Here is a 13,238-nt window from a genome sequence, read left to right on the forward strand (position 1 = left end):
AACCCATAGTTATTATGTATCAAGAAATTAGAGTTATTCACACCATTACCGATGTCCAAAACTTTTTTACAATTGAAGGTTTTAGAAAGTGATTCCCCGTCAATAATGACTTTTAGTGAGAATGAGGGGGTGCAGGCTTTGCAAGAGGAATTAAAGATTTTTTATCAGATTTTTACTACAACGAAAGATGCAATTGAAAAATTTATGAACATGCTTGACCCAGTCATTCAAAATGCGACGGACGACCATGAACGACTATATTATCATCATATTTTTGAAGAGGAAGAGCAAAGACTTTCGCGTTTGGTGGTATTAATCCCGCTTATCAGTAAATTCCAACAGGAAAAGGATGAGAGGGCGTTTACGCCAACGAATAATGAGTTCAACCGTTTATTACAGGAGTTGAACTTAGAAAAGTTTGGACTACATAACTTTGTTGAACACCTTGATTTAGCTTTATTCCGGTTTACCGATGTAGAGCGAAGTACATTGTTGAATCAATTAAGGCAAGTTTCTTATCAAGACTATCAGCAGGTAAAAACAATGTTAACTGAAATAAATAGCCGCTTTGATACGGATTATGTTGATCCGCATGCGTATCATGATGAGCATCATGACCATTTAGAACGAAAAACTTCAGCAACCGCCAATAATACGCAAAGCACCAAAATGAAAAAAGGCTTTACGGTTGGCACTCTAATTTAAGAAAGCGAGGGTAGTAAGGCATGAATAAAACACAATTATTTCCGGATGCCCCATTAACGGAACAGGATTTTTTACAACTAGACAAAACTGTCATTGATTCAGCTCGCAGGCAATTGGTCGGTAGGAGGTTTATTGAGTTGTATGGCCCGCTAGGCCGCGGTGTTCAGAGTATTTTTAATGATATTTTTTCGGAAACTTTAGAAGCAAAAATGGATTTTCAGGGAGCCTTTGATTCTGCAATTGAGTCCAGCAAACGGGTGAATTATACGATTCCTTTGCTTTATAAAGATTTTGTTTTGTATTGGCGAGATCTCGAACAGGCCAAAGTATTGGATATTCCCATTGATTTCTCCCCAGCAGCGAATGCTGCCCGTGATGTAGCGAATCTCGAAGATCAAATGATTTTTCATGGGGCAAGGGAGTTTGATATTCCGGGGTTAATGAATGTTCCCGGCAGGCTTACGCATTTAATTGGGGAATGGTATGAGTCTGGAAATGCTTTTCAGGATATTGTCGATGCAAGGAATAAGCTCCTTGAAATGAAGCATAATGGGCCGTTTGCGCTTGTGCTGTCACCTCAGCTTTATTCATTGATTCATCGCGTTCATCGCGATACAAATGTATTGGAAATTGAACATATTCGTGAATTGGTTACCGATGGTGTTTTCCAATCTCCTGTGCTAAAAGGAAAAACAGGTGTACTACTCAATACCGGGAGAAATAATTTAGACCTTGCCGTATCTGAGGATTTTGAAACAGCCTATATGGGTGAGGAAGGGATGAACCATCCATTCCGGATATATGAGACCGTTGTTTTGCGAATCAAACGCCCTTCTGCAATCTGTACGCTTGAAGCGATGAGCGAATAATGAAGGAACGTGTTTTTACAGTTGGTTCGCTCATTCCGGGCAGATTGATTGTGGAGCGTCCTGCTCCGATTGTTCACTTCGAAAAAGTGAAACCTCAGGCCGAGAACATTATTGTCGAGCAAAATAGTAAACGATTTACCATTCAGCCAGCTAAAGGAAAACTTCTGGATGTCGCCATAAGCCAAGGTAAACTAATTCAGTATAAATGCAGGAAAGGTACTTGCGGACAATGTAAGGTCAAAGTTGTCCAAGCAAAGGGAATATCTTCTCCAAATGAACAAGAGCAAAAGAAGCTAAAGGATCAGTTATCGAACGGGTATCGCTTGGCTTGCCAAGCTGAAATTTTGTAGGATTTTATCGGTTTTGCGGAATTCGTTGTGATTTCCGCGGAATTAACGAAAATACTCGCGGAATTATTGCCATAACCTGCGGAATTATACCGGTGACAAAAAATAAGGCGTGAACCGTTGGAGCGGTTTACGCCTTATTTTTCGTTGAACTCTGAATTTAAACCATTTTCCCTCTTTTTAACCCACTTCATGATTGCAGAAATGACTTCTTCTAGTTCTTTTCCAGTCTCTGTTAATGCATATTCAACTTTTTTAGGAGAGGAACTCACCACATTTTTTACAATTAGTCCTTCATGTTCTAAATCTCTCAACCGTTCTGTTAGCAGTCTGTCCGAAATTCCAGGAATTGCGGCAACAATTTCGTGAAAGCGTTTTGGGCCTTCTAGCAGTGTATGAATAATAACACCCATCCAACGCTTTCCAATAAATTCAATCGCATTATGGTAATTCGTACATGAGTGCGGAAATTCTTTTCCATTGCAATTTGTCATGTTTTTAACCCCGATTTCCTTTTTCATACTTCAATTTTATCATAAACATTTTAACTTGACGAATTTACTTACTTTTAGTAAGCTGTAAATACACTTACTAAAAGTAAGTGAAATTATGAAAAAAGAGGAGATACTCTCATGACAACTGTTTTAAAAAGCCTATCTGATGTAATTAAAGAACGTCATTCCGTTAGAAAATATGATCCAAACTTTAAAATTTCAAAAGAAGAAATCGAAGAAATGCTTAAGGAGGCAACACTTGCTCCTTCATCAAGCAATCTCCAAGCATGGCGCTTTATTGTTATTCAAGATGCAGAAACGAAAAAAGAACTAAGAGCCATTGCAAACAACCAAGAACAAGTCGAAACAGCGTCGGCTGTGATTGCCGTTTTAGGCGATAAGGAAATGTATAAAAGTGTTGAGAAAGTATATCGAAGTGCAGTAGAAGCAGGTTATATGGATGAAGCCAATATGAATCGCTTGATCACCAGCACAAATAACTCCTATCCACAGGCACCGGACGAAGCAAGAAAAAATATTGCTGCTTTTGATGCGGGTCTTGTATCAATGCAATTGATGTTGATTGCTAAAGACCGTGGTTATGACACTGTTACCATGGGCGGATTTAACAAGCAACTATTCGCGGAAAAGTATAATGTAGATGATCGCTATTTTCCAATTGTGTTAATCTCTTTAGGTAAAGCTGCAGCCCCTGCATTCCAAACGACTCGTTTACCAATAGAAGATGTAATCATTGAGTATAAATAAAAAATGAACCCCACAGTGGGTTCATTTTTTATTTAAGCAAATAACTGATTGTTCATAGGAATAACTTTTTCTTCCATAGGGAAGGGGAGGGTAATATTATGATTTTTTAGTTCGTTCACACTAATATCTTGAACGATTTTCAATGCTTCCTTTTTAAAGGTCTGTGTAACGAATCCTGCATTGACTTCACAGAGCTTTTCTAAATATTGCAGTGTATCTCGAACCATCATTTGTTTAATATAGGTGTTGTTTAGCTGACAGATTAATTTATGCTGTAAGCTTTTAATCACGGCAATTTGATCGACATGGGCGATAATATTTTGCCCTTCACCATCGACAAAGCCGACAGATACATATTGTCCTTTGGAGATATCAACATTGGTAAACACAGGGTTATGATACGTTTCACCAGTAGAAAGACGGATGGAATCTGCTTCTGCAGCTCCGCCAATTTTACGTTGATTCGTAATAACCGTGTGAATATCTTTTAACCCAAATAGCATGTTAAACATGTTGAAAATCCCCCTTCGCTTTTCGGTGTCTTTATCATTATTTTAAAGAGAATGAGAATCATTGTCAATGTAATTCGAAGACTAATTTTGACGAATCAATGAACTGAACTGTAAAGAAAAAAAGACTTACTAAGAGTAAGTCTTCTTTCTTCGTTATACTAGTACTTCGGCACCATGTAAGGAAACAATGGTTCCTGCTTTTCCGTCGATGGCGTTCGCAGCTTGTTCTAATGAGGTAATGATGGTTTTTCGATGTGGACTGGTTTTGGCGAAATTCATCGCTGCTTCGACCTTCGGGAGCATACTTCCAGCAGCAAAATGTCCAGCCTCTATATATTCCTCTAATTCTCTTATACTGACATCCTCCAACCTTTTTTGCGAAGGTTTATTAAAGTCGATGTAAACATTATCGACCGCAGTAAGAATGATTAAGGCGTCCGCATCGACGAGTTCAGCAAGCTTTTGCGAAGCAAAATCTTTATCGATTACCGCTTCGATTCCAACTAAGCCGTTCTCTGTTTCAACGACAGGAATCCCGCCGCCGCCAACGGAGATAACGATATTTCCCTGCTCCACAAGGGAATTGATCACTGAATGCTCTTTAATGCTGACCGGCTTTGGTGATGGAACAACCCGTCTCCAACCACGGCCAGCATCCTCTTTGAAGCTGAAACCTGTTTCCTCCATTATATGACGTGCTTCTTCTTCACTGTAAAAAGGCCCGATAGGCTTTGTTGGCTGAAGGAAAGCAGGGTCATCTGGATCAACGACTACACGAGTCACAACCGTTACAACATCTTTGTTAATCCCGCGTTCTTTCAAAACCTTATCCATTGCATTTTGCATCCAGTAGCCAATCATGCCCTGACTCATCGAACCACAAGTGTCGAGCGGCATCGCTGGGTTTTTAGTCGAATCCGCAGAAGCCTGCTGGAGAAGGATGTTTCCTACTTGAGGACCATTTCCGTGAGAAATAATGATATCAATGCCTTTATCAATAAAATCAACCAGCTGTCTTGCCGTTTTTTCAAGCGCTAATTGTTGAGCCTTTGCTGAAGCATCTCCTGATTGAATGGCATTGCCGCCTAAAGCAATCACAACTTTTTTTCTTTTCATGGTTTTCGCCTCTTTATCTTGTAGTGTTATTTTAACTCATAATGGTTGCTATACTCATAATGACCATGACGATCAGTGATAGTGCCAGAACTAACTTCCAAACGTGCTTGAGATAAGTGCTATATGGAATACGAGCAATCGCTAGAGCCCCCATAATAACCGCACTTGTTGGCGTGACTAGGTTGATAACCCCTGATGCACTTTGGTAAGCCGTAATCATAATATCTCTGCCAACACCGGCAAAATCAGCTAACGGTGCCATGATTGGCATCGATAGCGTCGCCAGTCCTGAAGTAGAAGGGACTAAGAAGGATAATGGCAGGAAGAATAAGTAAGACAAGTTTGTAAATAGGACGGAGCCCATATTATCCAACATACCTTCGCCCCAATGGAGAACGGTTGCTGTCATTCCACCGGCATCCATTACAACGGTAATACCGCGGGAAATTCCAATGATAATCGCAACCCCTAACAAGTCTCTTGCCCCATTAATAAAGGTGCTAGTGAAATTTTCTTCGCCCATTCTAAAAATAAAGGCGATGATGATCGAGGAGGTTAAGAATAACATGGTTAATTCACCGAACCACCAGTCTCCTAATGGAATCATGCCACCTAGCAAACTACCGATAAATGGTATTTTCCCTAAACCGTTCACTAAATCTTCAAAAATAGTAATATTAAATTTATAAGCCCATGGAATAACGCCTAAAATCATTATGACAAAGGTAATTCCGAAAACACTTAGAACAGCTTTGTGGCGTCCAGTAAATTCCATGTCTTCAGCTTTTTGAGATAGGAAGTGCTTTTCATTCTCTTCTTTCATCGAAGCAATCAATGATTTACCTGGGTCAGCTTTTACCTTTTTCGCATAGCGCATAACAAACCAAATTGTAATAATTAATGTTACAGCTAAGATGATTAAACGAAGCCCCATACCTTCGCCAATTGAAATTCCGGCAAATCCTGAAGCAATACCAGTTGCGAATGGGTTCACTGTGGATCCTAATACTCCGACACCAGCACCAAGAGCAATAATCGAAACCGCAGTTAAGGCGTCGTATCCTGCTGCAATCAAAACTGGAATAAGGATCGGATAGAAAGCAATCGTTTCTTCAGCCATTCCGTACGTAGTTCCGCCGAGGGCAAACAGGACCATTAAAATCGGGATCAGCCACTGTTCACGCCCTTTTAATTTTTTTATCACTCGAGAAACCCCGGCATCAATTGCTCCAGTTTTCATAACAACACCAAGGAAACCACCGATAACTAGAACGAAGAGAGCGATGTCTTTTGCATCAAAGAAACCATTTATTGGTGCATTTAATATTTCCCATAAACCTTGAGGTGTTTGTTCATCACTCGGTAACTGCTGATAGGTTCCTGAAACAGGAATTTCCTGATCAGTTGCTTTGTCAACTTTTGTATCGTAGTGCCCACCTGGGATAATCCAGGTTAATGCTGCAATAACGACAATAATCAAAAATAATAGCGTATAAGCGGTAGGCATTTTAAGCTTTTTCATATTGATTCCCCCATTAAATGAATGACAAATCTATCGGGTTAAGCGGTATATTGCCTTTGCATAAATAACCATTGCTGTAAAAATTTTTTCTAATTCGATATGTTCATTAGGTTGATGTTCTGTTTTCGTTTGATTTGGGAAGATAGCACCAAAGGCTACACAATTCTCCATTGCTCTTGCATAGGTAGCGCCTCCTGATGAAATTGGTTCAGAAACGGTATCATCTGTTACTTCTTGATAGACATTCATCAAAGTTTCAATTAAGAAATGATCTTTAGGCAGATAGATAGATTTTAAATAATCAAACTCCTTATACTCTAATCCGTATTCTTCAGCAACTTTTGCTAGGGAGTTTACAATTTCATCTTTATTTGCAGTTACAGGGATTCGAATGTCGATTGATAATCTTTCGAACTCGTCATTTAGTTCTATTTTTCCTATATTAAATTTCAGTTTCCCTGAAGCTTCATCTTCACACTCACCAAATATTTTTAAGGCGTATGGATCCTCTTTGACAAAATCATGGATGAACTCTATCGTTTTGGAGGTATAGCCAATTTTTTTCAACGCAATGAATAAACGGTTAATGGCATTGATTCCTTTTTCCGCGACTTGAGCGTGTACAGATTTTCCTAATACGATGACCTTTTTATTGTTTGTTTCATAGGCAAAGCCTAACTCATCCAAAGCACTCATTAATTCCAGTCTCTTTTCACCATCATAATGTGCATGGTCAGGTACGGCATTAAAGGCATTCCCTGCGATGATTCTTAAACCTGTTTCATTTTTTCCTTCTAACAGGAGTTGAAGTAAGCCTTTTTCTGCATAAACAAGTGGGAAGGCAGAGTCTGGTGTAAAACCCATACTTGGGATTTCTTCAATTTCCACATAACGTTGCATACAACGCCAAAGTGTTTCTTCATCGGTACCAAAGATAAAACGAAATCGCTTATTAAAATTTATTCCGAGGTTCATTAATGCTTTTACTGCAAACAAGGCGGCAAGAGTTGGCCCTTTATCATCCTGTGTTCCTCGTCCGAACATTTTTCCATCGGTAATCGTTGCTTGGAAGGGCGGGGTAGCCCAATCTTCAATCTTTCCAGGTGGCACAACGTCAATATGACCAAGGACACCAATCATTTCTTCACCACTGCCAATTTCAGCATAACCGTAATATCCTTTTGGGTCATAGTACGTCCTGAAACCAAGCTCCTGGCAAATCTTAAGAGATTTCTTTAGTGCTAAATCGATATTTTCTCCAAATGGGTATTCGTCCACATGCTCGGCGATGACGCTAGGGATTCCCACGAGTTGAGTAAGAGCTTGATGAAAGTCTGGTTCGATTTTTCGCAATTCTGTCTCTAAGTGAGTGAATTTTTCCATGCGACCCCTCCATTCAATATTTTAATAATAAGAAAGGAGATGGGAGAAGGGACCCCGCATCTCCTTTGGTTCTTGTTATTCTAGATTTCCTAATGTAGCGGCCATGACGGCTTTGATGGTGTGCATTCTATTTTCTGCTTGGTCAAATACTTTGGAATGCTTGCTGCGGAACACTTCATCGGTTACTTCCATTTCAGGAAGTCCGTGCTTAACATGAATATCTCTGCCATAGCTTGTTTCAAGGTCATGGAAAGCAGGGAGGCAGTGAAGGAAAATCATGTTGCTATTCTCGGTTTTTTCAATCATTTCGGCATTAACCTGATAAGGAGATAGAAGTGCGATCCTTTCAGCAAATTTGTCTTCTTCACCCATGGAAACCCAGACATCTGTATAGATGACATCTGCTCCAGCAACTCCTTCATCAACATTGCTTGTAATCGTTACACGACCTCCAGATTGCTTTGCTAATTCATGTGCTAGTTCAACGATTTCAGTTGCAGGGAACAGGGATTCAGGTGTGCAAATTCGTATATCCATTCCGACAAGAGCACCGCCAATGAGCAGGCTGTTAGCAACATTGTTTCGTCCATCACCAACATAGACAAATTTGATTCCTTCTAAACGCCCAAAGTTTTCTTTCACGGTTAAGAAGTCAGCAAGTGTTTGAGTAGGATGCCACATATCTGTTAAACCATTCCATACAGGTACACCTGAATGCTCTGCCAGCATTTCTACCTTTTTATGTTCAAAGCCGCGGAATTCAATTCCGTCAAACATCCGTCCTAAAACTTTAGCGGTATCCTCAATCGATTCCTTTTTACCAAGCTGGATGTCATCTTTACCCAAGTATTCAGGATGTGCCCCTAAATCAACACAAGCAACGGTAAAGGCACAACGGGTACGAGTGGATGGCTTCTCAAATAATAAAGCGATATTTTTTCCTTCTAGGTAACGATGAGGAATTCCGTGCTTTTTTTCATCCTTTAACTTCATTGCTAGATCGATAAGGTAGACGAATTCTTCCTTTGAAAAATCCTTTTCTGCCAAAAAGCTTTTTCCATGAAATGTAGGTGTAATCGTTAACATGAGTATCTTCTCCTTTATTGGGAATTAGTAGTTATATATCTTCACGAATGATTGGCATGCTCATACAGCGTGGGCCCCCACGACCCCGTGATAATTCTGAGCTGGCGATTTCAAGGACTTCAATTCCGTACTGACGTAATAAGTCGTTGGAAATATAGTTCCGGTCATAGGTAACGACTACTCCTGGTGCAATTGCTAAAGTATTAGAACCGTCATTCCACTGTTCACGAGAAGCGGCAATCTCATCTCCACCACCACATGGGATTAAGACAAGGTCATTAAGATTTAGTACTTCTTTTAATGTTTGCTGCAGGTTGGTGCGATGGGTGATTTTTACATGTTCATCATCAACCCCTTTTTCAAGGATATAAACGTTCATATTGCCTTGAGGTCCTTGGATTTCGGGGTGAATCGTAAATTTATCGTAATCTACCATTGTAAATACTGTATCTAGATGCATAAATGCACGGCATTTTGGAATTTCTACTGCCACAACTTTCTTAACCTTATCTTGCTTCTTAAATAAGTTAAGTGCTAACTTTTCTATCGCTCGCGCAGAAGTTCGGGCAGAAACACCAATGGCAACGACTTCCTCATTGAGGACTAGTTCATCGCCTCCCTCAATGGAGAATCCAAAATCACGGTCTAACCATACTGGAACATCGTGACTAGCAAATCTTGGATGATGCTTAATGATGTATTGCATGAATAGAGATTCTCGACGGCGTGCTGGTTCTCGCATTCTATTAATCGTTAATCCATTTCCGATACTTGCTGCAGGATCCCGGGTAAAATATAGATTCGGCATCGGGTCTAAATAGAATGGATAGTGATCCTCCATTAATTCATATAAATGATTTTTCTTGCTTGCTTCGATTTCATTTTTAAGGATACCGCTCATCACTTTGGCAACCATATCAGCTGTGGAGAATGAGAGTAAATATTCTTTTAATACCTTTGCCGCACCGTTGACATTGGCCTTACTTTCTCTTAAAATATCATCAACAAATTGGTTTTTTAGTTCTGGCTTGCTCAATGTTTCCACGACAAGCTTTTCGAGGTATAGGACTTCTATGCCTCTATTTTTTAGTGTCTCGGCAAAATAATCATGTTCTCTTTGAATGATTGGTAAATAAGGAATATCATCGAATAAGAGTCTTTGTAGATATTCAGGTGTTAGATTTTCGACTTCTTTTCCAGGACGCTTAAGTAATACTGTTCTTAAAGTACCGATTTCTGACGTAACATGGATCGGGTGCTTTAATTGTTTCTGGATATCCTTCTGAGAAGTTATATCTGCTATACTGCCCATCTTTTCTTCCTCCTTTAATCAACTATCCTTGCTACACCTTTATTCTAGGGGATGTAAGCGCTTTAAATTGTAAGGTACATAACAAACGAATTGTTAAAATCATTACATTTTTTTGTCAAACGCATAAATCATGGTGCATAATTATGTAATTCACTGTGCGTATAAACACTTACTAAGGTAAAAACCTGTATAATCAATGGATGTCAAAAAGTGTTCACGGATAAAATAGTAAAATTCAGAAAATTGAAGAGGGAAATAACAAAAAAGAGGCCGACGTCATTGCGCCAGCATCTTATTCATCTTTATATATCTTTTAGGTAATTAGGTTGATGGATTCGAATTTTTTTCGACTTAACGGAGATAATCTTATCCCTTTTTAATTGATTCATTAATAGACTCACGGTTTCTCTGGTGGTTCCAGAAATTTTAGCAATGTTACTAGCTGTGAGCGGGCAGGGTATGATGATTTCATCTCCATCCCGTTCGCCAAGATCCTCCATTAAAAATTGAAGTGAATGTATAACCCGTTCTTGGGCATTTGGAATTAAGATTTTTTGAACCCGTTTCTGATGCAACTTGAGGATATCAGAGAGTTTGGAGATGATGAGCATTAATTGTTTAGGATTAGCCTTAAGCAACTCCTCAAGGACATGGGTTTGAATGAAGTAAAGATATACATCTGTTACCGCGGTTGCCGTGTCCTGATATACTTTATCTTCAAATATTCCGCCATAGGGAAACATTTGATTTCTCTTGATAATGTCTAAATAAAGCATGCTTCCTTCTTCGCTCCCCCGTTCATACATCACATAGCCATCAAGTAAAAAGAAGATTTTATCACGTGGGTCTCCTTCCATATAAAGGAGCTGGTGTTTCTTATAGCTTCTAAAATAAAAATAGGGAAGATATGTTTGCAGTTTTTTTACAGTTAAACAGGATAAAATTTCGAATTGGGATAGATCTGATAAAACATCCATTTTTATCACAGGGGAGTTAAGCATGCAATCTCTCCTTTTCATGTGAATCATGTATTTTGATACTTTTCAATTTGTTCTTTAATCGTGCTTGATTCTTTAGGGGAGCGGCAAATTATTAGGCAAGTATCATTTCCACAAATGGTTCCTGCTTTTCCTTCCAGATGAATGGAATCCAAAAGCGCTCCAAAAGCATGGGCATGACCGGGTAACGTTTTAATAATTACAAAGTAGTTAATGACCTCGATACTTAAAAGCGCATCCCTACATTTGTGCTGAAGCTTCTCCACGATTAAGTAATCATTGTCGATTTTGAAGCTATATTTGAGACTGCCATCCTTTGAAGGGATTTTTATCAGCTTTAGTTCTCGAATATCTCTAGAAATGGTTGCTTGAGTTACGCGTAAACCACCGTCCAGAAGTAATTGTCCTAACTCCTCTTGCGTTTTTATCTCATGTTCAGAGATAAGCTGTGAAATTAACTTTAATCTCATCTCTTTATTCATCAACCTAACTCACTTTCTAAAAAGTTTCTATATTTACATCATATTGCCAATTCTTCACAATTGAAATGAACAAACGATGAACAAATTCTTTTTAGAAAAATTATGAAAAGTTCAGTGATTATTCACGCTTAAAAGTAACAAACAGATAGTAATTTGTTATAATAAACATGTGAAATAGAATTCATAGGACAGATGATGGGGTTTGATAGATAAAGATGATAAATAAACTATTACAACACAGTGGTTTTAAAAGGATTTTAATCTTTGTATTTGTATCTATTGTTTTATATTTAATGAAGGACATGATTAATTTAATCCTCTTTACATTTATTTTTACCTTTCTAATGGACCGATTGGTAGGGTTCTTATCGAAAAAAGTTCCGCTTAATCGGAGATTACTGGTCATCATCTCCTATAGCAGTATTGTTGGTTTACTATCTTACGGGATTGTTAAGTATTTACCGATGATTATCGGAGAAATCAAGCAATTAATCCGGCAGTTAACGGTTTTTTATACATCTAAACATGATAATATGATCTTGAATTATATTGTCAGCAGGCTCGAGGAAATCCAGATTTCAAGTTATTTGGAAAGAGGATTTACTTTTTTAATTACGTATTTTACAGATATTAGTACATTCACCTTACAGATTTTGTTAGCTCTTTTGTTAAGCCTATTTTTCTTATTGGAAAAGCCACGCCTGATTGAATTTACAAAGAAATTCAAAACGAGTAAAGTCGCAAATATCCATGCTGAGATTGAGTTTTTTGCTAGTAAATTTGTCGGAACATTCGGTAAGGTAATTGAAGCGCAGATTATTATTGCAATTGTAAATTGTATACTAACGACCATTTCCTTATGGATTATGGGATTCCCGCAATTAGTGGGACTTTCGATTATGATTCTTTTCTTAGGTCTTATTCCTGTAGCGGGAGTTATTATCTCGCTCATTCCACTCGTTATTATTGGGTATAGTATCGGCGGTATTATTCAGGTTCTCTATGTCTTCATTGCGATTATGATTATTCATGCGATTGAAGCTTATATCTTAAATCCAAAACTTATGTCATCGAAAACCAATTTACCAGTTTTCTACACATTTATTGTACTAATATTCTCCGAACACTTCTTTGGAGTATGGGGGCTGATTATAGGGATCCCAGTATTTGTATTTATTTTAGATGTTTTAGAAGTAACAGAAACTAAGAAAGTATAATACAGCCCATCCTAAGGATGGGTTTGTTTTTTTGTATTTCCGTCTGTTATGCTTAAAAAAATAGAGTGGGAGGGGATTTTTTTTGAGCGAATGTAAATTAGATCATTCACATGAGGATGTAAAAAATAAATTTGAGTCTCAGGCTGAGTACCTGCCAGTTGAATTAAAGCCATTATTTGAACAATTCTTTGCCAAAGAGCATACACAGGATTTATTAAATGAAGTATTTCATCTTCTAAAGAAATATGATTTAGCAACAGAAGAAGAAAAAACTGCGAGAAATAATCGCTTATATTTGGTGTTAAAAAACATCTAAAACCCCCACTTTGGGGGTTTTTTCATTAACATATGGCAAATGTTTTCATTTTTTAGTGGATTTTTCCTTATTTGGAAAGTTTGAATATCCCTAAATTGAATTTCATGAATA

15 protein-coding genes are annotated in these 13,238 nt (G+C 38.2%); 6 read left to right on the forward strand and 9 right to left on the reverse strand.

Annotation, left to right across the window (positions count from 1 at the left end):
* Window positions 1-129 precede the first annotated feature (129 nt).
* Genes ACWM35_RS19240 through ACWM35_RS19250 form a run of 3 tightly spaced genes read left to right on the forward strand, consistent with a single transcriptional unit; the run spans window position 130 to window position 1,924 of the window.
* The gene (locus tag ACWM35_RS19240; RefSeq protein ID WP_454820481.1) at window positions 130-705 is read left to right on the forward strand and encodes an IMEF encapsulin system ferritin-like cargo protein; all 576 of its coding nucleotides are present in this window, start codon (window positions 130-132) and stop codon (window positions 703-705) included.
* A 20-nt stretch (window positions 706-725) separates the two neighbouring features.
* Complete coding sequence (locus tag ACWM35_RS19245; RefSeq protein ID WP_454820483.1) at window positions 726-1,574, forward strand: family 1 encapsulin nanocompartment shell protein; 849 nt, start codon at window positions 726-728, stop codon at window positions 1,572-1,574.
* Window positions 1,574-1,924 carry a 2Fe-2S iron-sulfur cluster-binding protein gene (locus ACWM35_RS19250; protein WP_454820485.1) on the forward strand — a complete coding sequence of 117 codons (351 nt, stop codon included), beginning with the start codon at window positions 1,574-1,576 and terminating at the stop codon, window positions 1,922-1,924. The genes ACWM35_RS19245 and ACWM35_RS19250 overlap by 1 nt, the downstream gene beginning before the upstream one ends.
* A 134-nt stretch (window positions 1,925-2,058) precedes the next feature.
* Here the strand turns inward: ACWM35_RS19250 and ACWM35_RS19255 are convergent, their stop codons facing one another.
* Window positions 2,059-2,415 (reverse strand): winged helix-turn-helix transcriptional regulator, encoded by a 357-nt coding sequence (locus ACWM35_RS19255; RefSeq protein ID WP_454820486.1) that lies wholly within the window; start codon window positions 2,413-2,415, stop codon window positions 2,059-2,061.
* A gap of 138 nt (window positions 2,416-2,553) precedes the next feature.
* Here ACWM35_RS19255 and ACWM35_RS19260 point away from each other — a divergent pair, with 138 nt between their 5' ends.
* A complete protein-coding gene (locus ACWM35_RS19260; protein ID WP_454820487.1) occupies window positions 2,554-3,183 on the forward strand; it encodes a nitroreductase family protein in 630 nt (209 codons plus the stop codon).
* 32 nt (window positions 3,184-3,215) lie between these two features.
* Here the strand turns inward: ACWM35_RS19260 and ACWM35_RS19265 are convergent, their stop codons facing one another.
* The 8 genes from ACWM35_RS19265 to argR form a co-directional block, all read right to left on the reverse strand.
* Window positions 3,216-3,695 (reverse strand): hypothetical protein, encoded by a 480-nt coding sequence (locus ACWM35_RS19265; protein WP_454820488.1) that lies wholly within the window; start codon window positions 3,693-3,695, stop codon window positions 3,216-3,218.
* Window positions 3,696-3,848: 153 nt separating this feature from the next.
* On the reverse strand, window positions 3,849-4,811 hold the full coding sequence (gene arcC / locus ACWM35_RS19270) for a carbamate kinase (protein ID WP_454820489.1): 963 nt from the start codon (window positions 4,809-4,811) through the stop codon (window positions 3,849-3,851).
* A gap of 31 nt (window positions 4,812-4,842) precedes the next feature.
* Window positions 4,843-6,333, reverse strand: a complete 1,491-nt coding sequence (locus ACWM35_RS19275; protein ID WP_454820490.1) for a YfcC family protein — start codon at window positions 6,331-6,333, stop codon at window positions 4,843-4,845.
* 30 nt (window positions 6,334-6,363) lie between these two features.
* Window positions 6,364-7,716: a M20 family metallopeptidase gene (locus ACWM35_RS19280; protein ID WP_454820491.1), complete on the reverse strand. Its 1,353-nt coding sequence runs from the start codon at window positions 7,714-7,716 to the stop codon at window positions 6,364-6,366.
* Window positions 7,717-7,791: 75 nt separating this feature from the next.
* Window positions 7,792-8,802, reverse strand: coding sequence for an ornithine carbamoyltransferase (gene argF, locus ACWM35_RS19285; RefSeq protein WP_454820492.1), 1,011 nt, complete (start codon window positions 8,800-8,802; stop codon window positions 7,792-7,794).
* Window positions 8,803-8,833: 31 nt separating this feature from the next.
* Entirely contained in the window at window positions 8,834-10,114 is a 1,281-nt protein-coding gene (arcA, locus tag ACWM35_RS19290; RefSeq protein WP_454820493.1) for an arginine deiminase, read from the reverse strand.
* 302 nt (window positions 10,115-10,416) lie between these two features.
* On the reverse strand, window positions 10,417-11,100 hold the full coding sequence (locus ACWM35_RS19295) for a Crp/Fnr family transcriptional regulator (protein ID WP_454820570.1): 684 nt from the start codon (window positions 11,098-11,100) through the stop codon (window positions 10,417-10,419).
* A 38-nt stretch (window positions 11,101-11,138) separates the two neighbouring features.
* Window positions 11,139-11,594, reverse strand: coding sequence for an arginine repressor (gene argR, locus ACWM35_RS19300; RefSeq protein ID WP_454820494.1), 456 nt, complete (start codon window positions 11,592-11,594; stop codon window positions 11,139-11,141).
* Between the two features lie 209 nt (window positions 11,595-11,803).
* Between argR and ACWM35_RS19305 the strand changes: the two genes are divergently transcribed.
* Window positions 11,804-12,811, forward strand: coding sequence for an AI-2E family transporter (locus tag ACWM35_RS19305; protein ID WP_454820571.1), 1,008 nt, complete (start codon window positions 11,804-11,806; stop codon window positions 12,809-12,811).
* 82 nt (window positions 12,812-12,893) lie between these two features.
* Window positions 12,894-13,127 (forward strand): hypothetical protein, encoded by a 234-nt coding sequence (locus ACWM35_RS19310; protein ID WP_454820495.1) that lies wholly within the window; start codon window positions 12,894-12,896, stop codon window positions 13,125-13,127.
* Window positions 13,128-13,238 lie beyond the last annotated feature (111 nt).

The organism is Neobacillus sp. K501 (assembly GCF_053749995.1).